This is a genomic window from Halorubrum californiense DSM 19288, from assembly GCF_000336875.1.
Lineage (GTDB): Archaea > Halobacteriota > Halobacteria > Halobacteriales > Haloferacaceae > Halorubrum > Halorubrum californiense.
Window position 1 is genome coordinate 1 of sequence record NZ_AOJK01000041.1, and the last position, 22,982, is coordinate 22,982.

Sequence of the window (22,982 nt, forward strand, 5' to 3'; positions counted from 1 at the left end):
AGATCGACTTCCATGGACAGAATCGATTTCCTCGGCTTCGTCCTTCTACTCCGCGATAATAGCCGATTAGATCGCTATTCAACACAGCAGGACCGACAGGTTTGGGCGGCGAATCGGCCGGTCAGTCCGCGTCACCGTAGTCAACGGCGCCGACACGCCACGGACGATTCCCCGTACCCGGGTCGAGGATGGTGACAGGCTCCCGTTTCGAACCGCTAACCCGTACGTCCGGGTGTACGAACTGTTTACGAGGCCGACAGACACATTGGCGCCAAGTCGGGCGGTAGGCGGCGCCCACGACACACCCCACACGGCCGTCAGCGTGGGGCCGCCACGAACGGGCTCGGCCCGCGGGCCGATCTGGGCGGGGAACGCCATCACACCCAGTGGCTGGCCGGGGGGGGTGCGATTCGCTGTCGCCCTCGCGCGGTGGACCCGGAGCCGGTCCCACCGCGTCGCTCGCGCGGTATAATACCGCCACACGCCACGCACCCGCTGTGATCCGGAACGGTCAAGGACGAGCCCGTGCCACGGCGCGCCTTGGTACACGGCGAGCGCCGAGTCATTGTCCGGATACGTAGCGGTGTACGCCTCTGGGCGCAGCCGATAGATCCACACCGAGCGGGTGTCACGCACCGTGAGCGTCTGGCTGGTAGCGTTTTCAGGTGTGCCGTTGGGCGCCACCGTGACAGCGATCTCGGCGGTGACCGTCAGCGGTTGCTGGCGGCTCGCGCTCGTCGTGTAGTTGATGACGGGCGTCTGGGTGCCACTCGCCGTCCCCACCTGCTCGTCGCCAATCATCACCCGGACCGACCGCACCTCATGACTCGTAATCGACCGATTGGGACCACCACTCCGCACCCGATAATCGACCAGCGCTCGGACGGTTCCCGCGGGCGCGATGTACTGCCGGCTCTCCGTTGGCGTGAGATGAATCCGGGTTGCGGGATGGACGGCGTACAGCGTGGCGTCAGCATCCGCGATCAGCCCGCTGGTCGTCCGGTTCGCGCCCGGTGGTGCGACCGCCGTCGTCGCGTTCCCGGGCGACAGCGCGGTAAATGAGGCGGCCGTCATGCGGGCGGCGTGGGCCGGTGGCGTGTCGTACGTTAGGTCCGTACACGTGGCGAGCTGCTGGGTTGGGGTTGGGGTGTGGCCGTACGTGTCGTTGTACTGGGCGGGCGTGAGACACGGGTCCGGATCGCGAGCGTCGACGGTCCGGCTCTCGTTGGCGGGCGGCGGGGTCGGCTGGGCGGCCGCCTGCCCCAGCAGGACCACAACCCCGACGAGCAGACTCACGACGACACCCCCGTGGAGCCCGAGTGGCCGCATTGTGGGTCACCACGGCGTCAGGTCAACACACTCGGCCAGCGGGAGGTTCATCACGCTGCCCGCCACCGTGTAAAGCGGCCCCAACACGACCAAGATGACCGTCGACTGGAGTGCCGTCTGCTTGTGGCGTTTGAGCGCTTTTTGTTGCTCTGGCCGCATCGTGAACAACTCAAGGAGTGAGTCGGCCTGCCAGACAACGACGAGTCCCATCAACCCGATGGCGGTCGTGAGCTGGAAGAACCCGGAGATCATCTCCGGCAGCCGGTCGGCCTCGCACACGGCGTTTGTTTGGGCGGCGACTGGGTCGACGGCAAGCACGCTCAGGATGAGACCGCTCAGGACAACGCGGCGACACGCCGCGCGGGCCGACGCACGTTCCGCAGTGGGAGGAGGGCAAGCGTTCGCATTGTTGGAGCGAATAATTTCTGTGTGTTGGTCTCACGTGACATGATAACAATTAAGTTATTCTGGCATAAATTTTGTGCTGCTTGTAATTAATTCAGTAAAAATGTGCTACTGATATTTAACCAACAGATGTGCTGGCAATCTCGCCAAGTGTTGGTTAAGACGGACCGCTCTTATGTAGAAACGCGGAAAGCCCGTATAATTACACTAAGTCGCCAGTAATCGGGAGGTATGTCCTCCACTGAGTCAGCGTTCGGTCGTCTGTTTCAGCAACTGATCGAGTTAGATGTCATCAAGATCGATACGGAGCCGCTCGATGCCCGCATCGAGCGGCGACTCAAGCAGTTCTGGGAGAACACATCCTGTCCGCGCTGCGGGCATCACAGTATCGTCACGTGGGAGACTACCGACCGTATTTGGTGTCGAGACTGCGATTTCAAGCCGACCTACACCTACGGAACACCCTTCCACGAGAAGCATCTCACCTGCGGCGAGATACTTCTCGCGTTCACTCTCTACGCCGATACCCTGCTCAGTATCAACCAGATTGCGCCGCTCCTCAATCGAGCCTACAAAACGGTCCACACCGTGATTCGAGAGGTGGAAGCCGCGGTTCAGCGCGGCTTCCCCGCGGTTTGGAAGCATCTCAACCAGATCATCGATGGACCGACGCAAGTCGACGAATCTGGCAGGGTCTGTTTAGGTTACAAAGGCCAAGAGCCGCCGCGGAACAGCCGTTCGCGCGGCGGCTCGTCACGGTCTGGCCGGTCACGCTGGCGGGGGCGGCACGGTGATCAGCTGACGCTCGTCGCGGCGTGCCGCGACTCACTTCGCGTAATCCGTGGACACCGTGGAATCGACTATCAAGACAATCTTGAGCCGGTGATTCAGGAGGCTGAAGACCTCTCCCAGCCGCTGGGAGAGGTCTGGACTGATGGACTCCAAGCGTACCGAGAGATGGATCGGACCCATCGAACAGTCATCCACAAAGAGAGATACGTATCGCCCGACGGCGTCCACATCAACCAAGCCGAGTGCCTGTTTTCAATCGTCCAGCCGTGGTTGCGGAAGTTCCGCGGCCTGTCCAAGCAGGGCTTGGAACAGGCCGCTCACACCTTCGGTATCGTCCGATCACTCCCTCTCGCCGGCGGATCTGTCGAGACAGCGGTTGAGTGCCTCGTTATCGGGTCTTTCCGCAGCTCTACATAAGAGCGAGACGGACCGCTCTTATGTAGAGCTGCGGAAAGACAATTTAACATTTTGAATACCGACCGCCGTCCGGCGGTCTGAGTCTCCGTTAGCATACTCGATTCTCGTTTGTTATGAGTAAACGGCCTCTTTCCGCGTTTCTACATAACAGCGAGACGGACCGCTCTTATATAGAGCTGCGGAAAACGGCCGATTGCCGATGAGAGGTATGTACTTGAGGAACTGTTTGACGGCTAGCCTCGGCAGAATTCACTTTAGCGAGAAAACACACTAACAGCCACTCTACTGCGTCTTTCCGCGTTTCTACATAAGAGCGAGACGGACGCAATGAACGGTGGTGTTGTCCCTGTCGCTATGTTGCCGATCGGACAGCCAGCGGGTGTCCGGCGACGTCTGGCACAGGTCGATCAGGATGAGAGGTGTAGCCCGCAATACACCCGTTCGCCCGCCGCAGGATCACTGTGCGTGAATGGGTGTCACCACCTCCGTTTCAGTTCGAACGGCACTTTGTGGTGAGACAGCCGAGCCGTATCGAACCGGGAAATTCCGCTGCTCACCGCGGGCTTCTGTCAGACTGGCTGCGAGCACCGGCTCGTCGGCATCGTCTCAGCGGCTCACAGATATCTTTGTCGCGTGAAAGGTTGTGTGCGTACTGTCGGATCACCCCCGACAACCCCGGGGTGATCCGGCTAATTTCGTGTCTCGGGTGTGTGAGATGTGTGCGCTGTTTGGTGGAAGCTAGTGTAGCGATGATGTGGCTCGCTGTCGCGACACCCCGCTGCTGGCTGGCGATTTTTGTAAGAATTCGGGAGGTGGTCGATCTCGGTACCCCTCCACTACGCGGTTCGTGGTGCTGTTCCGGTGACACCTCATCTGCTATACCCGTTTTCACAGGAGTTACTGCGGCGGGTGACACTGGGTAAAATTCCTCAGAAATTAGCGGTTTGAGGCGATTTCGCGGGAGAAACTACTGATCGATCTGTGAACACAGCGACACCAGATTTTGTCGCCAGATCCAGCACACGTTTTGTACCCATTCTCTCGATAGACGTCGACGGTAGTCTGTCTCCGAGCGCGATGGCCACGATGTCGCCGACAGCTATCTTTTGTGTACCGTGTGATCGTAGCACACGATCGATGCCGACTCCGCTGCCAGCCGATGCCCTCCCGGCAGCGCTCGTTGAGCGTCCCCAATGGGTGTGTTGGCGCACCCACGATCGCGACGGGACACCAACGAAGGTGCCGATCATTCCCGGGACAACCCAGTTCGCCTCAACGACTGATCCGTCCACGTGGGAGCCCTTCGAGACGGCCCAGGAGGGTGCTTTCGACACGCCAGTCGATGGACTCGGCTTTGTGTTTACCGCGGATGACCCGCTTGTCGGGGTCGATCTTGATGACTGTCGTGACCCCGACGCCGAACGTCCAACCGCATGGGTGGCCGAGATACTCGACACCCTCAATTCCTATGCGGAGGTGAGCCCCTCCGGGACCGGGTATCACGTGTTGGCGACCGGCACCCTTCCGGACGGCCGCAACCGGGCCGGTGATATTGAGCTGTACGACCGCGCTCGGTTCTTCACCGTTACCGGGGATCACGTTGCTGTCACCCCGGAGACGATCGAAGCGCGGTCCGATGCGATCGCGACGGTCGTCGAAGAGGAACTCGCGCCCACGACGTCCACATCGACGCACACAGCCTCAGCGACCGGTGAGACAACCGACACCGAATCAGCCGCGGAGACAGCCAGCGCTGACGCGGCCACAGCGTCCACTACTGCGGCAGTCCCCATCTCGGATGACGAACTGCTCGAGCGTGCCCGCAACGCCGCCAACGGCGAGAAGTTCACCCGGCTGTGGGATGGCACCACGAGCGGCTACGAGAGCCACTCGGAGGCGGATCTGGCGCTGTGTCGCCTGCTTGCGTTTTGGACCGCCGAGGATCACTCCCGGATCGATCGGCTGTTTCGGCAGTCTGGGCTGTACCGCGAGAAGTGGGACAACGTCCACTACGCGGACGGCAGCACCTACGGCGAGAAGACAATCGAGCGGGCCGTCGCCAGCACCGATGACGTGTACACGCCACCTGAAGCGGAGTCGGGTGCCGCCGCCACACCAGCCGCTGGGTCGGAGGCAGCGACATCTACCACCGAGTCCGCCACCACGGCTGACCCCTCGCGTGGAGACACCAACCCCGTTGGTGACGACGGCTTGAGCAACCCCTCACCCACACCGTCCGAGGGAGAGTCGCTCCCACCAACCCATCCCGAACGGGCACAGGCCCGCCACGAGCGGATTATCGAGCTCACCGACCGCATTGAGGCGCTCATGGAGGAAAACGATCGGCTGCGGACCGAACTCGAGGCGGAACGCCAGCGCCGCCACCAGCTCGAAGCCACCCTTGAGGAGTCCTCCGGTGGGTGGTGGCCGTTCGCGAACGAATAGTTCGGTGTGGTCAGTCCTCGTCGAGCACGTACTCGTCGCGCACCGACTGGAACGTACAGATGTCTGTGAGTCCGGGCTGCTCAATGTTGAACGAGGCCGGCCAGGTCTGCTCTCCGTACGTCTTCGTGACCCGCGGCTCGCCGTCTGGTGGTGTGTTGAGCGCGGTGAGGATCTCGTGGGCGGCCTCTCGGTTCTTCACGATCTAGATGGCTGCGGTCGGATTCTGGGCAGCGAGTTTGTCGTAGTCCTCCGGAACGGCTTGGGGGAGGTCGTTGTTCATGCGTTCGGCTTCGAGCCCGGCAATCACCTCGCCGGCCTCATCAACCGCTGCCGCGTCGAGGCGCCCCTCAGGCACCGAGTAGTACTGCTCGACGCTGACGGCCGGCGACTCCGGATCGGCGACGTATTCGGCCTCCAGCAGCGCACACCCGGCTTCAACCATCGCCACGTGGAGACTCGACTCACCCAAGTCGCCCGCGCCGGCGCCATGAGCCACCCCTTCGCGGTGGCGGACGCCAATGGCGTCACGGCCCTCCGCCGTCACCGTGTACAGGATGTGTGGGTACCGGCAGTCCCGTCTGAGTAATCCTGCCTCACGGAGTTCGCCGAGTTCCGTGTCATCAATGTCGACGTACTCCTGGAGGCGCCGCATGCTGTCACGGGTGATATCATACTCGATGTCAGAATCGTACTGCCCCTGATGTGCTGAGTACACTGCCTGGAGGAAGCGTAACCCGGCGTCACTGATCGGGCTCTCCTGGCGTTCCGTATACGTGAGCTTGAGCGGCAGCTCACAGATCGGGCAGTCAGCACGGGCCACGCTGTCGAGCTCGTGACAGCAGTTGATGTCGGCCCGAATGCCCTCTGGTGAGGGATCATAGTGGCTCTCACACCCCCGACAGCTGAGCGCGTGTCGCTCATCGTCGTACCCCACTGGGTCCGGGAGCCGCGTGGTGTACGGCAGCGCCGAATCAACGCGGGCGGCGGCGGCCTCAGCTGGCTCCTCCTCGTCGGGGCTGTCATCGCCGGTGGTCGGCTGGGTGGCCCGGACGTCCAGCCCGGCGGTGCGTCGTGTCCGGTCGCGACACGTCTCAATCCGGGCGGAGGCTGCCGTTTCACGGGCGGGGTGGAAGTCGTCCCCGTCCGGATGGCCGGGCGGTAACGGCGCACTCTCAACCAGAAACGGCCGTGGCGGTGTCGTGTTAAACGGAGCAGGCAGCCGCACGAGCCACTCCCCGCGACTCAACGCGCGCAACCGGTTGGCGACCATCCCGGGATCCTGATCGGCGGTTGCGAGTCGCTTCGTTAAGGCCGCATCAACAGGGACGCTCCCCGTGACGATTGTGGAGACGTTGTTGAGCAACTCCACGTAGGCGGCCTCATCACGCACCCGTAACTGGTCGGGGAACTGGGTGGCGAGCGTCACGCTACAGCCGAACGAGCGGGACTGGGCCAGCAAGTCATCGATAATGCCGGAGGTGACCAGCTGCGCGGCCTCTTCGAGATACAGGTTCACGAGCGGCCGCGCGTCCGAATCAGTCGTCCGGGCGCGCCGCTGGAGCGCCGTCCACAGCTTCGAGAGGACGGTCCGGGTGAGCGCCTGTTGGCTCGCGGGGCGTAACGCACCCGTGTCGACGATGACGACGGCGTCCTCGTCGAGCAGCGCACGCAAATCGAGGTGTGGGTCCTCGTCGTCAGGGACGTGATTGAACAGCTGCCCGAGACGGTCATCGAGTGGGATCTTCTCGATGCGGTTGTGGACGCCCTGGAGGAGTTCATCAAAGGTCTGCTGGCTGTTAGTCGCAACGTTGTACAGCATCGCTTGGAGCTCGTCGTCGGTGACGGCGGGCGGCTCGTTCGTCTCGTGGAATCGGGCGGCCGCTCGTTGGAGGTCGCGGTGAGGAAATGCGTCAGCACCGTGGACGGGATCGAAGAGCGCTTTCACCAACTGGCGGATGATGTCGGGCGACCGGACCGCCTGGGGGAACTGCTCGTGGCCCATCACCCCCTCCAAGATCTCGATGTAGTGGTCGGTGAGGTTTGCGACCGCTGTCGTGCGGTCGATCCCCGCTGCGAGTTGCGGCCGGATGTCGAAAAACGACAGCGCTGGGAGCGTCTCGCCACAGTCGAAGTAGTAGACGTCGTCCAGATTGCTGTGCTCCGCGTAGTGGGCCCGCAGATACGTTTCGGCGGTCGCGTCGCCCTTCGGTGTGATGAGGATGTCGGCCCCGTCTGTCGTCGCGTGGTTCGCGAGCAGCCCGGTGAGCAGACTCGTTGATTTACCGGAGCCGGTTTTCCCGAACCACGCGACGTGTAGCGTCTGGAGGTCGGGTGGGAGCGCAACCGGCTCGTCGGCAGGTGTCCTGTCTTGGTCGCGGGGATGGCCAAGCATCAGCCCGGGCGGCTGGTACCGCGCAAGCTGGTCTGTGGGTGGACGCGTGTGGCTGGTCCGCTCCGGATTTGTGGGTGCGACGGCCCGGCTGCCGGCGGCCGTGAGTGTTGTCCCATCCACGAGCGCGAACCCGGGCGCAGCGGCGACGTCTGCGATGATGCCACGGCTGCGATTCGTCGTCACCGGCAGCTTGTGGCGAAGTGACTCATATGTTGGTGGATGAACGGTTTGCTCATCGATGTCGGTCGCCACCCGTGTTGGCGCATCAGCGTCCACCACCGCGTCAACCGTGTAGAACGGCCCCGACAGTCCATCAAGTGTACCCGTCAGCTGGTCGGCCACCCCGTGGGCGTCAGCGCCGCGAATCACACACCGGACGTTGAGAACAAAGGCATGGCGCGCATCTGTCGCATCGAGGGCCGCTTTCCGTTTGGTGGCGATATCGGAGAGGTTCTCTGGATCGGGGTCATATCCAAGCAGCAAGGCAGCGAGCTTTCCTGCGAGCGTGTCCACGCCGGCATCGATATCCTCTTTGCGGCGTTGGATATCGCTGCGGAAGTCGGGAAACGGCTGGCACACTACCTGGTAGGTGACCGCAGCCTCCGTCTCAGCGAGCGTTTCAACCACCGGCGCAAGTGGTAGGCGCGCGTCCGCGCCGGTGAACGACGCCACCGGCGTGAGCCGTGTTTGCCAGTTGTCGTGGAGGTCTGGGTTCCCTAGCCACTCGACGGCGACGGTCGGCTCCTCGTCGTTTACGACGGTCGTCCCCTCGTCGCTTGCGTCACCAGTGGCGGGTTCGTCGGCTGTGGGCTTGGTGGCGTCTGCGGTGGCTACCGGCGGGGGTGTCGCCGGCGTGAGTTCGTACTCGTTCGGACAGGCCGTCCGCAGGGCGCCACGCAGCGTGTCGGTCGCGGCGTTGGTCACCCCGGCGTAGATGCCGAGCTCACCGTCGCCGGCTGGTTGGTGGAGTCGCCACTCGATCGTCGGTGGTGAGTCGCCACCCCACAGCCGCTCGCGCCAGCTTCCAGTTGTGTTGGCCTCGAGGCTGTGGAGGCGCCGAAACCCCTGTTCGACGGCGTCTGCGGTCAGCGGGGTGTCAGTCGGGCGAATGCGGAGGTGTGTCGGCGATTCTCTAGGTGGGGAGGGGTCGTCAGCGCGCCCCATACTGTGTCATTTGTTACCACGATCGTGTAAGTATCTTGTGCCAGCACTAGGGGTGTATCAAAGGTGGATGGCCCCCAGAGGTCTGATTAACGGGCATTTGGTCCAGTCGGTGAGTGGTGTTTGCCACCGCTTGCTGAGTCGCACTTCCGCACCGGTTGACGTCCGGTGGCTCCTAGTGTGTTTGTCGCGCTCCGGAGGCGCGGGAGCGTCCCATGGAGTCGCTCGATCCACCGAACGGGCACGTCGTCTTCGACGACGCCGATGCCCGTGCCGACCAGATGCATCAGGCGATCGACCAGTGGCTGGCCGACCTCGTCGAGGCCGTCGACGAAGCGCGTGCGAGCAAACAGTTCCAACGGTGGCTCGACGTCCAGAGCCGGTTTCACGATTACTCGCACCGAAATACGCTGCTCATCACCCTCCAGTGTCCTGACGCGACGAAAGTCGCAGGGTATCGGACGTGGCAGCGCGAGTTCAACCGCCACGTGACAGAGGGCGAATCCGCCATCTGGATCTGGGCGCCGCTGATCTCGCCGCAGTGTCCCGAGTGTGGCAACAGCCCCTCCTATCACGCTGACAGCGACTGTACGTATGATGAGACGCCCTCAGAGGAGTGGGACGAGGGCGTGGTGGGGTTCAAACCCGTCCCCGTGTTCGATGTCTCCCAAACCGAGGGCGAGCCACTTCCCGAGCTTGCGACAGCTGCGACAGGGGATGGAGACGCGTTGTGGGCCGCGCTGCGTGCGGCCGCGTCCGATCTCAACGTGACTGTGGAAGTCATCTTTCCGGATCGCTGGCCGCACGGCGAGGCTGCCGGCGTGTGTCGCCACGGCGAGTCACCCCGGATTCAGGTGCGTGAAACCGACACCGCAGCCATGGCGGGGACGCTCATCCACGAGTACGCCCACGCACTCCTCCACGCATCCGGTGAGACGGCCGATAAGCGAGCCCGCGAACTGGAAGCGGAAGCAGTCGCGTACGTCGTCGGGCGACATTTCGGGTTGGAGATGGACGGGTCAGCCCGGTATCTTGCCGCGTGGGCTGATGACGATTCAGAACAACTCCTTGAGCGGTGCGAACGGATCCGCGAAACAAGTCGAGCAGTCATCGATGCGACTGCCGATCGTACTGCTCTGTTGACGGGGTAAAATCCTGATCTGGTCGGTCAACTATTCCTCCCGAATGAATCTCTCACGGGAGCAATCTGTGTATGTTGGGAAAAGCTAATTATCTTCCCACTCATCGCCTGTAGTATGACGACTGAGACTGATGATCGCGGGAGAATCTATCTCTCGAAAGAGCTTCGGGATCGGCACGGCGAGCGGTTCCGCGTGGTTGATCTCCCGAGCCGAATCGTCCTCGTTCCCGTCGACGACGACCCGCTCCACGCAGTCCGCGAACGTGTGGGCTCCACCTTTGAGGAGAAGGATATCGACGACCTCCGTGACGACGCTCGGGCAGCAATCGCGGAGGAGACCCGTCGGGAAACTACGGAGGAGTCTGACGCGTGACGGCGACGTACGTCGAGACGGATTTTCTCTTCGCCGTGGCGAAACCCGATGATTGGCTCAGTGAAGAAGTGAAGGCGGTCCTTGCTGCGGAATCCGTTGAAACGTCGCTTCTTGCGTACGCAGAATTCCTTGTCGCTGCCTACACGGAAGACGACGGGTTCGACTTTGAAGTGGCACCGCTTGTTGCGAATATGCTCGATCTGGTTCCGCTGTCGTCACCAGCTGACGAGGAACTCCTTCTCGCGGCAGCAACGTATCTTGACGATCACGACATAACCCCGTTCGACGCGCTCCACGCCGCACAGGCTGCAACGCGCCACAGTGGTGTGCTCATCGGCTCCGATCGTGTGTATGACGGGCTCTCCGATCTGGATCGACGTCCGCTTACGCCGGACTAACTGGTCAATTCGCCACCTTTTGCGTTCGGAGAGCGGAGACAAAAGCTGGGTTCGTGTGGCACGCACGTGCCCGCAAGTTTGGGATCCCCCTCAGACAACGGGTGATGATTTCCGACCACATCGGGCTGCTGTGGCTCATTTGAAAATAACAACCTCGTCCAGCAACAGAATCAGAGGTGCGTGCCACGCCGCACAGTGATCGCGATTGCGGGAACTTCAGCGGAGGTTCGCCACCGCCTCTTTGGCTCTTTCCGCTTCCTCCTCTGTCAGGAGTCCAGCAACGTCGCTCGGATCTGGACCACGAGTCATCCGACGAAGTGTCTCCTCCATCGTCTCGTCGGCTTCCTTGTGTGCGGTCAACCACTCGTAGTATTCCTCTGACACGCGAATGGTCTTGACCATACGATATGTTGGGATATACGGGGATAAGAATTCTTTGCGCTATTTTTCGATAACAGAGATATAGTATTTTACAGAGAGGTTTGCTCCTCTCTCCACCTTGGCGGCTGGCAGCTACCTACGCAGGCTGATGGCCGCGTCGACCGCTTGTGGTAGTTTTTCAGGTGCCCCAAGGGGTGGACACCATGTCCGAGCAGTCCTCCTCGGCCCAGTCCGGGACCGACGCGAGGCGTACCGAAACCGTCGAGATGACCACCGCCGATCAGGTGGCCCAATACCTGATCGAAGACCAGATGGCCGACCTGACGGATGCGATCCGCGAGGCCGCCCAAAACGGGGTTGATAGCCCAGGTGCGACGCGCGTGCTCGTGAGCGTCACGCCCGAGCGCACTGTCGTCTGTGATGACGGCGCGGGCGTGGACCTCGGCAGCGCCCACGGTACCCGCGATCTCTCCGTGTTGGGCGCGGGCACCAAGACGCGCGGTGACGACTCCACCCTCGGCGAGTGGGGGATCGGCACGGGCGCGATCATCGCGAAAGGGGCCGTCCGCATCTGGAGCGGCCAGCACGCGCTGTGTTTCGACTACCAGAATGAACGCGAGACCACCCCCTTCGGCGCCGTGAGCGGGCGCACGGGCGTCGTCGTCGAGACCCCGCACGCGTTCGACGGCGTCTGTGTGAGTATCGATCACTACGCTGCTGCGGTGCCCGATCCGGACAGCTACCGCTGGCCGCGAATCATCGAGCGGCTGCGCAAGCGGTTTGCGTATCTCACGTTCCGGACGGGCGTCTCCGTGATCGTGAACGGCGACCCCGTCGACCGTGGCCACCCATTCGAAGCGGTCGACGACGACCGGACGACGGTCACCCGCGAGACCGACGATGCGTATCTCGCGCTTGAGCATACCCCCGCCCAGGGACTCGCCATCTACAGCAACGGGTTGTACGTCACCACCGATCATGATGCCGGCGTCGGCGGCGTCGTCGTCTCAAAAGGGAATCTCACCCTCAATTTTGCGCGGACAGCGATTCAGTCGGAGTGTGAGCGCTGGGCGCGGATTCAGGAGTCGCTCGCCGATGCGCGCGTTACGCTGTACGACCAGCTACGCGATGACGCGCTCACCGACCAAACGCGGGCGGTGATGACCGAGCTGCTCACCAGCGACGACCAGCTCCGCGCGCGGTGGCGTGACCGGGATCTCTTCCAGCTCGTCACCGAGACGCCGGTGAGTCTCGCCCGGATTCAGGCCGCCCCGCAGATCGCGTGGCAGGACGACGCCGGCCACGGGGCGGACGCCCTCGTTGAGCGCGGCGCCGTCATTTTAGATACTAGCGATTCGGCGACCGACCAGCTCGTGACGACGGCACGCGGCGACGATACCGCCGTGACGCTGCCGACCACCTTCGATGTCGCCACACGGGCGCAGGAAGCGGACGTCTGGCAGGGGTACACCCGGCTGGCTGACGCCGCGTTGTCGACGCGGCAAGGCCGATACCTGCTGTTCGCTCGGGCGCTCGCGGACGCCATCGGTGTCGAGCGCGATATTTACTGGGGCGACGCCACCCCGGACGCGTGGACGGACGGCCACAGCCGGATCGTGATTACTGACTCGGCGGTGACCAGTTCCCATCGCCTCGCGTGGACCCACGATCTCTTTCTCGTACTCTGTCACGAGGCCGCCCACGACCGGTCGGACAAACGCCGGACGGCGCACGGGCGGCGCTTCGAGCATCGGTTCCGCGAGCTCGTCGAGGATCCGACTGTGCGGGCGGCATACACCGGGCTCGTGACCGCAATCGCCGACCGTGGGTTCGAGACGGTGTTCCAGGAACGCGGCGTGTCGCTCGGGTAGGGGTTGTCGGGCTCGGTAGGGGTGGGAGCCATGGACACTACACTCACCTCGCTGATCGGGAGTCGCCTCGCCACCCCACTCACCCGTAGTCGTCGCGGGTTGTGTCGTCGTCCTCGTCTCAGCCGGCCGGGATTCTCGTCCGCTGGTGGTCGGATTTGCGCGTGTGCCCACACGAGACGTGGCAGTGGAGGAAGCCGCTGATGGCGACGTACGACCACTGTCCACGATGCGATACTCCCGTCGCAGTGGTGATCATCGGCGGTCCCGACACCGCGATCTGTCGGCCCTGTGGGCATCGAGTCGCGCCGCCCGAAACGGGTGACCGGTGACTGCCACTCGTGGTGTTGTTCGCGCCGGGATGGGTGCCGACGCCACAGTCGTCGGCGTGAGTCAGTGGCACCAGCAGCAGAAATATGCCGATACACCTAATACATCCGAAGACGACAAAATACATATGCCCATCGACATCGAGACGTTTGACTCCGCCCCTGAAGATCGACTCCAGCACAGTGAGGAGACAAATGCTGACCGCGTGATGCGATTCCTCGCTACCCATCCCGACCAGGCGTTCACGCAGAGCGAAATTCGCGACGCAACCGACGTGAAAGCTGGGAGCATCAGCGTCGTCCTCTCGCGCCTCGAAGACCGTGGGCTTGTCCGTCACAAAGGCAACTACTGGGCGCTTGGTGACGCCGACGAGGTGGCGGCCTACACGGGTCTCTCCGAGAGCACGCGCGCCGCAAACGACCGCTTCGGGGAGGAAGACATGGACGAGTGGCTGGACCATGCCGTCGACGACGAGGCGACGGAATGAGCTATCAGCGTGGGGACCAGATCCGTTCAAGGAAGGTGAAAATCCGCGCCCGTGGCTCATTCTGAACAATGACAACCACCCGTTCGGCGAAGAGGAGTACATGACCGTCACGCTGACGACGACTCCCCATGACAAGGGGATTCCCCTCGACGATGCCGATTGGATCGAGGGCGGGATGCCGCGGCAGAGCTACGCCTCACCATGGGCCGTCGCGTCGCCGAAGCACGCTGCTCTCGTTCGGCGGCAAGGTCGTCTCGAAGAATCGTTCGTCCAAACTGTCGTCGAGGCGCTCAAAACCTACCTCCAGCCACCAACTGCGAAATGACCGGTCTCGCCGTACAGACAACGGGCGTCGGGAGGCCTTCCTGGAGCGCACAGGGCTGGCTTCACATCTCTTAGTCGCAGTAGCGTCGGCCGCTCGATACGGCAGGTGAGAGCCGACCGCGTAAACGCAGCCCCGTTGAGGAGGTATTGTCCGTGGTTACGCCTTGAAACACCCTGCTCGGATACCTCCGCGTTCAGCCACCGGAGGACGTTCCTCCCTACCGTGCTGTTGTTCGCGCCGGAATGGGTGCCGGCGCCACAGTCGCCGGCGTGATTCGATGTCGACACGGTGTCAACTTCGGTTCGTCCGGACCCTCGAGCAGGGCCGGACGGCCGATCCGACCGAGCCAGTCGCACAGGTGTACACCCACTCCGACGGGTATCCAGAAAGCGTGCTGGGGCGGCTCCACCAGCTCAAGCAGCTACTGGAGGCGACCCGCAGCGTGCGCGGTCCCGCGTACGCGGCCGCACAGTATCTCTTCTTGGAGAAGCTGACGACGCTGCCGCTGTATCTCGACCCGAACCGGGACCCGAATCGGCGGCTCGACGCGGCCTCGCCAGCCGACGTGTGTGACCCGAATCGGATGCAACACCTCTCGCAGCCGCTGTTTCTGCTCGGCCACGGCGTTGAGGATCCACGCGCCGGGATCCACGGCGACGAAGAGTATCTGTACGTGGTCGCGATCCCAGAGTACTCGCTGGAACAGTCCGAGCCGCCGACGTGGGAGGTCGCCGTGAGCGAGCCGTGCGGATTCCCCCGGTGGGACACCGACACGGACGCGGCGTTCAGCGAGGCCACGTGGGGGTTCGAGGGGTCGCTCAGTGCGGGGTCCCGCACATTCATCACGAATGGGTAGCGGGTCAGGCGTCGTGGCCTGTTGACCGGACCCGCGCAACGCAGCCAAGGCCTTAGATTAGCCACCCGCTCGATGGTGGCTTTTCAGGGGTATCGATTTGGCGCGTGACCCGTTCCGTACGTTCGGGGGTGACTCCGCGGGTTGCGCGCGCTCCGGCCGCCAGCCCGGTCCTGCCGGGCCCGGGCTTTCGCGCTGCCGTTGCGTCTTCGACGGACGGGACACGGTCACGGGGCCGGGTCGGGCCAAGCCCAGTCACCCGATACCGGCCGACCCCGGACGCGGGCCTGCGAGCACTTGGCCCGCGTCCGGGGTCGACCGAAACCGGGCTGCCTGTGTCTTCACCACCTGTTGCGTCGGCGCTCCCTCACTGCGGTCGCGCCGACGGACAGTGGTTCAGACGCGGCCGCCTGCGCGGTCCGGGTCGGGCTGCTCGCCGCTCGGGCGGTCGCCCTCGGCCCGAGTTTCCTCCGGGCTGCCGCGGCTAACGGGGGTTCGCCGTGCTCACCCCCGTTATGCCCCGGGTCCGGGAGTGCCTCGGGCACGGCTGCGCGGCCTGCCGGGCATGCGCTCGAACTCGGTCGCGACGGACTGCGCTGCCGCGGGCATGCCGGGCGTGGCCGGCATGCCGCGTGAGGCGTTTCCGTTGCGTCTCCGACGGACGGGACAGGCTCGCCCGGGGCCGGCCACGCCCGGGTCCGGCGGGGCGCGCCCTCTGCTCCCTCGCTGTGGCCGTATGCGAGGCCGTTCACCACCGTATACCCACCGGCCGTGCCGTCTCGGCGTCGCGCCGCCCCCGTTGCGTCGCTGACGGACGGCGGGCGGCGCGCCGCCGACCCGCGGTGACCGGCTGGGTATACGGCAGTGACCGCGCGCTCACCTCGCGGTTCACCCCCTCACTCGTCCGTGTGGGTGGCCGTCGGCGTCGCGCCGCGCCGGACCGTGTCCGGCGCGAAGGCGCGGCGCGGACGCCTCGGGTGACGGCGGCAGTCGTCCACGAAACGCGATGCCGGAGCTGGGCAGTGTCGGTTGGTGAGCACTCCACGATCGCCGAGCGGCGCGGTGGCGACGCGCGAGCGCCTTCGGAATCTAATGTGATTCCAATGTCAGGTGAGCAGCGGTCGAGTACCGAAGTTACGGTCGATGAACAGGCACTCAGACGACCCGAGGACGGCAGCGTCGATGCGGACGATTTCCCGGTCGTCGACGAGACGCCCCAGTTGGAAGCGACGGTCGACCAAGAGAAGCAAGCGAAGGTGGACGCGAACCACCCAGAGGGGATTGTGGACACGAGCGCAGCCCGGATTCCCGGCGTCACGCTCGCACAAGAAGAGCGGATTCGGGCGCGCGAAGCCGAACTGGACCGGCTGAATGCGCGGGCCGCATTCGGGAAGCAGACCGGTCGCGAACGGCGCACACGTGAGGTCGCCGCGGCTGGCAGCCGACAGCGGCGCGCCGCGTTCCAGCAGCGGGCGGCAAGCGTGGATCCGTGGGCGGATCCCGAGCGAGGAGATCCTCGGAGGGAACTCAGCCAGGAGGAGCTGGCGGCCGTCAACGAGCACGCCGAGCGGCTGGCCAACCAGTTGTGCGGCTGGTCGCGGGCGGCGATCGCCCGACGCCTAGCTGAAGCCGTCGCTGACGGCCAGGACGTGCCAAGTGCGGTCGTCAGGGTGGCCGAAGCCGTTGAGACGGCACCGGGGACCGTGATTCCAATCGGGACACTCGAAGACGTCGAGCGCAAGGAGGTGAGCATTGCGGGGCGTGTCAAAACCCTCTGGGATCCCTCGCATCCAAGCATCGCGCAAGTGGGGCTCATCGCCGACGACAGCGGCCAAACCCGGGTCACCATCTGGCAGAAATCGGACGCCCCGTGGATCGCCGAGGGCGAGCGGGTGCGCATTCACGGGGCGGCCCGGAACTGGTACGAGGGGCTCGTCTCCCTAGCCGTCACCGGGTGGAGTACCATCTACTTCCCCGAGCGCGACCGCTGGTGGGACGCGTAGCCACGCGCTTGATCCCTATTTTTTACGTTGCGCCGGACCGGCCCAAGCCCCACCGCCCCACCCTCCGCTCCGTGCTCGCTCCCTGCGGTCGCTGCGCGCGCAGCCACGACCTCGGTGCCGGGCGTCTTTGTCTCGGAGGAACAGCTCATCTGTCCGCAAATCGCCGGAGATCCCGCTGGTTCGCGGTAGATTGTTTTCGCCCCCAAGAGGGGTGCGGGGCGCACACACAACGCCTCGCAGCTACGCTATGTCGACGACCGAACACACTTCCCAAGCTGGGGAGACGACGGTATCGTCCACGACCGACTCGTGTCCCGACTGTGGCGGCACGGTCCGGTCGCAGCACCACGAGCGCGTCTACACAGACTGCGGGCTCGTCGTGGAGACAGACAACCTCGATCGCGGCCCCGAGTGGCGCTCCTTCGACGACGACGGCGAGACACCCGCGCGAACGGGCGCGCCGCTCACCGTTGCCCGCCATGACCGCGGGCTCTCGACCGAGATCGGCCACAAGACGGATGCGAGAGGGTCGACGCTCACCGGCCCCAAACGCGCGCAGCTCTTCCGATTACGCCGCGAGCAGGTCCGCAGCCGGTTCCAGTCGAAAGCCGACCGGAACCTCGCGGACGGCCTTAGCTAGGTGCGGCGGATCGCGAGCGGGCTCGGACTCGCGGAATCCCTCCGGGATCAGGCCTGCCAGCTGTTCCGGAGTGCGCAAGCCGAGACCCTGTTGCGCGGCCGGTCGATCGAATCGGTGGCCGCGGCCAGCGTCTTCGGCGCCTGTCGGTGTGCTCGCGCTGCCCGCCTGCTCAGCGAGGTGGCCGCGCACGCTCGCGTCGCCGACTCGCGCGTGGAGAACGCCTATCAAGCGCTTAACACCGACCTTGGACTTCCCGCGCCGCCCGTGACCACGACACAGTTCGTGTCTCGACTCGCGGCGGCGTGCGACTGTTCGGACCCCGTGCGGCGGCGCGGCCGAGCCCTCACCGAGAAGGCACGCGACGCGACCGTGACGGCAGGTGTCCATCCCGCCGGGTTCGCCGCCGCCTGTCTGTACGTCGCCGGGCAGGAACACGACAGCGGACTGACGCAAGCCACGGTCGCTGCGGCGGCAGGCGTGACGCTCACGACGATCCAGAGCCACCGAGATACGCTAGTTGAACAGGTACTCTAATCCTCGACGCCTCGCTATAAGCCTATTTAGCCAACATTGAAACTGACTGCTGGCATCTCAGTTTGGAGATGAGTACTCGATTTATGCTATCGCGGTTCAACGTGGCCTGTCGTAGACTCTCTTTTCGCGCCGGTATCGGTTCACTCGTTCTGCCTTCCGGTTCCAAGCTCAACTACATCGACGAATACTTTCCAGATCTGTCGAATCACGATTTTTATATCGAAGCTAAACGACTGGCGTTTGATATACTGGAGGTCGTAGCGGATCTTCCGGTTCGGTTCCTTCCCGGTCACGTCGTTGATCTGTGCTAACCCGGTTAGCCCCGGCTTTACGAACCATCGTTTCGGCCAGTCGTCGACGCCGTGCTGAATGTCGGCATCAATGTGCGGGCGTTCGGGCCGCGGCCCGACGACGCTCATTTTCCCCGACAACACCGCCCACAACTGGGGAATTTCGTCGAGATGCGTCTGTCGTAACACGCGTCCAACACGTGTCACCCGGGGGTCGACGCCACCGTCGTCTTCGTCACTGATTGTCGCGCCCGTCACTGACTCGGCGTTCTCAACCATCGACCGGAACTTGTACACGTCGAACCTTTCGCCGAACACGGCGGTCCGCTCTTGTTGATACAGGATAGATCCTCCGTCGTCAAGTTTGATTGCGACTGCGATAGCGAGAATAACAGGCGACAGTCCGATCAATCCGCCCCCCGCGAACGCGACATCGAACGCACGTTTCAGGATGTGGTCCTGAACGTCCCATGGTTCAACGTCGATGTCAACGAGAGTCCCCGGATCGTTTTCGGCGAGCAGGACGGTGTCTGCGGTGCCGCGGTGTGCCTTCGCGGCGACGCCGTGTTCGTAACAGGCGTCGAGCGCGCCGAAAAACTCTGCCCGGTCAGTCTCGTCGAATGCCAAGATCACCGTATCGATGTCGTGCGTGACCAGTACGTCTTCAAGCCGAGAGAGGCCGCCAAGCTGCTCGAGGCTGCCGTTTACTGCGTTCCCCCCGTCCGCCACGGAAACGACCCCAGCGTCTGTCGCCTCGTGATCTTCTGCCGATTGACTGCGGGCTCCCGGTTGTGTGGAGAACAGATACCCGAGCAGCGTCAGATCCGTTTGCCGGGCAGCCTGCGTGACCCGTGTGACTTCCCTGAGATCATTTCCGACGATGATCGCACGCTCGCTGCGCGCCTCGGGACGACGCAGCCAAATGAACCACGCCGGCAGGGTGATCAGCAGCAGCGGCGTGATCAACACGAGCGTCAACCGCGGCACCTTGTACGTGTAATCGAAGTAGCCAATCGTCGCCAGCGCGAACACGGCCACGAAGGTGCGTTTGTGCGCCAGCGCGACGATATCGAGGATTCGCCGTGGCCGCGGCTTATACAGCGGGACGAACGCGGCCGTCACAACGACGGCGGTCAACGCGACTTCGATGACGAACTCCGCTCCGGCGGGCGGATCTACGGGGAGGCGGCCGAGAACGGGCACTAGCGATACGGCCGCCTGGACGGTCCCGTTGTTGGCGAACATCACCGCGACCGTGACCAGCGCGGCGACACCCCCCACGCTGGCGGCGCGGTACCGCCATCCCGTATCCATTACCGATCATTGGCAAATATATCAAGTTAAACACTATGTTTTGCCCACGTTGCGATTGCTGTCTTCCCCACAAGATATTCCTGTTTTGACTGAAACCAGATCGGTCGGGAGATACTGTGAGCAATCGACCGGGATCGCTTCCCTGCTGGGTGAAGCACTTGATTCTCTCCGTGACAGAACCTACACAGGCCAATTCTAACAGACTGAAACTATCTACAACTTTGTATATGTTCTTACTCAAACGGTTATGTGTACTCTGTTGAATCCGCAGAAGGCGTCGGGATCGGGTCACTCTGTACTCGGTTCAGGAATACTGCCGAGAGAATTCAGAGATGGACTCTTGGNCTCTGTTGAATCCGCAGAAGGCGTCGGGATCGGGTCACTCTGTACTCGGTTCAGGAATACTGCCGAGAGAATTCAGAGATGGACTCTTGGCCGAGAGGGAGAAGATCGTGATTGCTGGGTGGATCGATCCAACTCCTTAACAACAAAAAGCGAGATAATCGCGCCTTCAGAGATCGCGATCCCCGTGCCGTCATCGGATTCAACAGAGCAGTTAGCAGGCTTTCATAGGTGTTGAATCCGCAGAAGGCGACGGGATAGCGTCGCTGTAAAGGTGGAAGCGAAGCGGAAGAACCGAATGTGTCCAACCTCAGTACTTCACAAAGCCGCTTAGTTAGAACGTCTGCTTGCTAATGGTGTGTCTAGAACCAAGCAAGCAGACAGTGAGATTCACGAGGACCAACTTCTTAATTTTCTCGTTAACCGGCTTGACGAGGAAGTCCCGCTTTCCTTAGCCAATAACGCTGAAATCACTGCTGAGGACATCTATGAGGTCCTCGTCGGCGCTTGCGCCGACGGGACCTCTGTCTCTACGCTCTGTGCGTCGAGTCACAACGGCCCCGCTGCCAACACGATCCTCTACCATCTGCGGACGAAGTTCGAGCCGTTCCGGCTCGAACGAGTCGCTAGCACGCTCCTTCGACGAAACATCGTCGAACTGCTTCCTGAGCAGGTGGAGGTCTGCGCAGACCTCCACCTGCGGCCCTACTACGGTGATGAAGACGACACGGAGACCCTTTATTACTCGGAAGCCAAGCGTGGAACCACCGCATTCCACGCCTACGCGACACTCTACGCGCGTGTAAAGAACAAACGCTACACGCTGGCGGTGCGCCGTCTTGAAGACGGCGACACCGCCAGCAGCGTCCTCGCTGAGTTCTTTGGTGTCCTTGACGGCCTTGACACCGAGGTCAAGGCCGTCTATCTTGATCGCGGATTCTACGACAGCAGGTGCCTCACACTGCTTCAAGCGCACAACTACGCGTACGTGATCCCGATCATCCGATGGGGTGAGACGATTCAGCAAGAGCTCTCGAAAGGGTGGAGTCGTGTCATTCAGCATGATCTGACGGGGAAACTCGACGGACACAGCTGGACCGTCGAGTTTCCCGTCTACATCGATTGTACGTACCTAAACGGGAAGTATGACGAACGCGGTGTGGCGCGTCACGGCTACGCCGCTGACGCGCCGTTCATCGAGACACCACGCGACGCTCGATACTACTACGCGAAACGCTTCGGTATCGAGTCGAGCTATCGCTTGTCCGAGCAAGCGATAGCGACAACAACGACACGAGATGCGACGGTGAGACTGCTGTACGTCGTGGTGAGTCTGTTGTTACAGAACGCGTGGCGATATCCCCACTACGAATACGTGGCGACGCCCCGCCGAGGCGGGCGTCGCCTCTGGTGGTGACCGTACAAGGAGTTCGTGAACATGGTTCGACGGGCCGCGTGGACGGCCCTCGCGGTGCGTCGGGCCGTCCCCGCGAGTCGGCCACCAGACGACCGATTCCACCGGTAGTCACCGACCAAGTACGCCACTTTGTGAGTGGCTACGCTGTCGCGTCGGCAGCTGAGCGCCGCCGACAGCGACAGCTCCGGCTTCGGGCGGCGTTGATCAACCGCTACCGACGGTTCATTGTAACAGAATAGGTGGCTCAGGTTAGGTTAGCTAACGATGCTTTGTGAGGTACTGAACCTACTCTTCCGATTCGTTAAGCAAGCCGCGTCGCTGGCTCAAAAGCGCTGTGCCGCCAGTCCAACGGCGGTGAGTGATCCGACTGGCCACGGATTTCCCGGNAAGCCGCGTCGCTGGCTCAAAAGCGCTGTGCCGCCAGTCCAACGGCGGTGAGTGATCCGACTGGCCACGGATTTCCCGGCTGGAAGCATGTCAAGCTCCACTTTTTGCGGGTTCACATGGATGCGACGTACCGCGAGATCGTTGATTGGGCGAGCGAGATGGATCGCGTTCGTGGTCTGTTACAGCTCGCTCGGACGGCATTTCCCGCACCCTCAACGCTGTACCGGTCGTTTGAGAGGGTGCCCATNGTTCGTGGTCTGTTACAGCTCGCTCGGACGGCATTTCCCGCACCCTCAACGCTGTACCGGTCGTTTGAGAGGGTGCCCATGTCCGTTTGGCGAGGGTTTCTTCGGGAGTCCGCGAACATCTGCGATCCGGGCTCGCACGGTGCCATCGATGCCACGTTCTTCGACCGCGAAACGGCATCGAGACACTACCAACACCACTCGGATCGCCACATACGCACGCTCAAAACGACGGCCTCGTCGAGACAGACTCGTGTGCCATCCTCGATGTTCACTGCTCGGCACACTGGCCGCACGACACACAAACTGGCCGTCGAGTCGCTCTTCGCAATACCGAGAACATCGAGAGTTTCGCCGGCGACAAAGGCTATGACGACCAATCGCTCCGGGATGCCCTCCGGTCAGAGGACATCCAGCCCCTGCTGCGCCATCGGCTGTTCGCTGCGTACGATCACGCCCACAACGCACGGTTGGACAGCGGGCTATACGGGCAACGCTGGATGGCCGAGATCGCCTTTTCGGCCATCAAGCGTCGATTCGGCACCGCTGTCCCCCCTCGCGCTTGGTACCGCGAATTTCGTGAACTCGTGTTGACCGCCACAGTCTACAACCTCGAACAGGCTCTCAAACAGTGATCCCCACGCCATCATCGGATTCAACAGAGCAGTGTTTTCCTATCGTACTCGCAGTGGCATTCCAGCGGTACACGCCAC

General features: G+C 62.9%; 14 protein-coding genes and 4 pseudogenes. 13 read left to right on the plus strand and 5 right to left on the minus strand.

All coding sequences use genetic code 11. The features are described 5' to 3' along the window. Positions 1-78 precede the first annotated feature (78 nt). Together C463_RS08600 and C463_RS08605 are read right to left on the minus strand one after the other, a co-directional pair. Entirely contained in the window at positions 79-1,329 is a 1,251-nt protein-coding gene (locus tag C463_RS08600; RefSeq protein WP_008442801.1) for a hypothetical protein, read from the minus strand. Between the two features lie 6 nt (positions 1,330-1,335). Further along, positions 1,336-1,668: a hypothetical protein gene (locus tag C463_RS08605; protein WP_137695280.1), complete on the minus strand. Its 333-nt coding sequence runs from the start codon at positions 1,666-1,668 to the stop codon at positions 1,336-1,338. A 297-nt stretch (positions 1,669-1,965) separates the two neighbouring features. Here C463_RS08605 and C463_RS08610 point away from each other — a divergent pair, with 297 nt between their 5' ends. Together C463_RS08610 and C463_RS08615 are read left to right on the plus strand one after the other, a co-directional pair. Then, positions 1,966-2,943, plus strand: a complete 978-nt coding sequence (locus C463_RS08610; protein WP_008442803.1) for an IS1595 family transposase — start codon at positions 1,966-1,968, stop codon at positions 2,941-2,943. Positions 2,944-4,080: 1,137 nt separating this feature from the next. Then, positions 4,081-5,388 carry a phage NrS-1 polymerase family protein gene (locus C463_RS08615; protein WP_049905726.1) on the plus strand — a complete coding sequence of 436 codons (1,308 nt, stop codon included), beginning with the start codon at positions 4,081-4,083 and terminating at the stop codon, positions 5,386-5,388. Between the two features lie 10 nt (positions 5,389-5,398). Here the strand turns inward: C463_RS08615 and C463_RS08620 are convergent. Then, positions 5,399-8,944 (minus strand): annotated as a pseudogene (locus tag C463_RS08620) (type IV secretory system conjugative DNA transfer family protein). A 212-nt stretch (positions 8,945-9,156) separates the two neighbouring features. Between C463_RS08620 and C463_RS08625 the strand changes: the two are divergent. From C463_RS08625 to C463_RS08635, 3 genes are all read left to right on the plus strand, one after another. Beyond that, positions 9,157-10,092, plus strand: a complete 936-nt coding sequence (locus C463_RS08625) for an LtrC-like protein (protein ID WP_008442805.1) — start codon at positions 9,157-9,159, stop codon at positions 10,090-10,092. A 105-nt stretch (positions 10,093-10,197) separates the two neighbouring features. After that, complete coding sequence (locus C463_RS08630) at positions 10,198-10,455, plus strand: hypothetical protein (protein WP_008442806.1); 258 nt, start codon at positions 10,198-10,200, stop codon at positions 10,453-10,455. Further along, a complete protein-coding gene (locus C463_RS08635) occupies positions 10,452-10,853 on the plus strand; it encodes a PIN domain-containing protein (RefSeq protein WP_008442807.1) in 402 nt (133 codons plus the stop codon). The genes C463_RS08630 and C463_RS08635 overlap by 4 nt, the downstream gene beginning before the upstream one ends. Before the next feature lie 216 nt (positions 10,854-11,069). Here C463_RS08635 and C463_RS08640 read toward each other — a convergent pair whose 3' ends face one another. Next, positions 11,070-11,255 (minus strand): antitoxin VapB family protein, encoded by a 186-nt coding sequence (locus tag C463_RS08640; protein ID WP_008442814.1) that lies wholly within the window; start codon positions 11,253-11,255, stop codon positions 11,070-11,072. A 245-nt stretch (positions 11,256-11,500) separates the two neighbouring features. Between C463_RS08640 and C463_RS08645 the strand changes: the two genes are divergently transcribed. From C463_RS08645 to C463_RS18595, 6 genes and pseudogenes are all read left to right on the plus strand, one after another. Next, positions 11,501-13,105: a sensor histidine kinase gene (locus C463_RS08645; protein WP_049905752.1), complete on the plus strand. Its 1,605-nt coding sequence runs from the start codon at positions 11,501-11,503 to the stop codon at positions 13,103-13,105. A 454-nt stretch (positions 13,106-13,559) separates the two neighbouring features. Next, a complete protein-coding gene (locus C463_RS08650) occupies positions 13,560-13,919 on the plus strand; it encodes a MarR family transcriptional regulator (protein ID WP_049905754.1) in 360 nt (119 codons plus the stop codon). Then, positions 13,891-14,244: a hypothetical protein gene (locus C463_RS20145; RefSeq protein ID WP_049905728.1), complete on the plus strand. Its 354-nt coding sequence runs from the start codon at positions 13,891-13,893 to the stop codon at positions 14,242-14,244. Before C463_RS08650 ends, C463_RS20145 begins: the two co-directional genes overlap by 29 nt. Positions 14,245-14,521: 277 nt before the next feature. Next, positions 14,522-15,100, plus strand: a complete 579-nt coding sequence (locus C463_RS08660) for a hypothetical protein (protein ID WP_008442818.1) — start codon at positions 14,522-14,524, stop codon at positions 15,098-15,100. 1,100 nt (positions 15,101-16,200) lie between these two features. Then, positions 16,201-17,100 (plus strand): hypothetical protein, encoded by a 900-nt coding sequence (locus C463_RS08665; RefSeq protein WP_008442819.1) that lies wholly within the window; start codon positions 16,201-16,203, stop codon positions 17,098-17,100. 247 nt (positions 17,101-17,347) lie between these two features. After that, positions 17,348-18,274: pseudogene (locus tag C463_RS18595) on the plus strand (transcription initiation factor IIB). 140 nt (positions 18,275-18,414) lie between these two features. Here the strand turns inward: C463_RS18595 and C463_RS08675 are convergent. Then, positions 18,415-19,878, minus strand: a complete 1,464-nt coding sequence (locus tag C463_RS08675) for a sugar transferase (RefSeq protein ID WP_008442822.1) — start codon at positions 19,876-19,878, stop codon at positions 18,415-18,417. 700 nt (positions 19,879-20,578) lie between these two features. On the opposite strand from C463_RS08675, the pseudogene C463_RS08680 reads away from it, so the two are divergent. Together C463_RS08680 and C463_RS17655 are read left to right on the plus strand one after the other, a co-directional pair. Then, positions 20,579-21,745, plus strand: a pseudogene (locus C463_RS08680) (ISH3 family transposase). Positions 21,746-22,014: 269 nt separating this feature from the next. Continuing rightward, positions 22,015-22,904, plus strand: a pseudogene (locus tag C463_RS17655) (IS5 family transposase). The last annotated feature ends 78 nt before the right edge of the window (positions 22,905-22,982 follow it).

Bases quoted from the DNA above. Each gene is read 5' to 3' on its own strand.
- C463_RS08600 (WP_008442801.1), bottom strand. From the start codon at position 1,329: ATGCGGCCACTCGGGCTCCACGGGGGTGTCGTCGTGAGTCTGCTCGTC.
- C463_RS08610 (WP_008442803.1), top strand. From the start codon at position 1,966: ATGTCCTCCACTGAGTCAGCGTTCGGTCGTCTGTTTCAGCAACTGATC.
- C463_RS08615 (WP_049905726.1), top strand. From the start codon at position 4,081: ATGCCGACTCCGCTGCCAGCCGATGCCCTCCCGGCAGCGCTCGTTGAG.
- C463_RS08625 (WP_008442805.1), top strand. From the start codon at position 9,157: ATGGAGTCGCTCGATCCACCGAACGGGCACGTCGTCTTCGACGACGCC.
- C463_RS08630 (WP_008442806.1), top strand. From the start codon at position 10,198: ATGACGACTGAGACTGATGATCGCGGGAGAATCTATCTCTCGAAAGAG.
- C463_RS08640 (WP_008442814.1), bottom strand. From the start codon at position 11,255: ATGGTCAAGACCATTCGCGTGTCAGAGGAATACTACGAGTGGTTGACC.
- C463_RS08645 (WP_049905752.1), top strand. From the start codon at position 11,501: ATGACCACCGCCGATCAGGTGGCCCAATACCTGATCGAAGACCAGATG.
- C463_RS08650 (WP_049905754.1), top strand. From the start codon at position 13,560: ATGCCCATCGACATCGAGACGTTTGACTCCGCCCCTGAAGATCGACTC.
- C463_RS20145 (WP_049905728.1), top strand. From the start codon at position 13,891: ATGCCGTCGACGACGAGGCGACGGAATGAGCTATCAGCGTGGGGACCA.
- C463_RS08660 (WP_008442818.1), top strand. From the start codon at position 14,522: ATGTCGACACGGTGTCAACTTCGGTTCGTCCGGACCCTCGAGCAGGGC.
- C463_RS08665 (WP_008442819.1), top strand. From the start codon at position 16,201: ATGTCAGGTGAGCAGCGGTCGAGTACCGAAGTTACGGTCGATGAACAG.
- C463_RS08675 (WP_008442822.1), bottom strand. From the start codon at position 19,878: ATGGATACGGGATGGCGGTACCGCGCCGCCAGCGTGGGGGGTGTCGCC.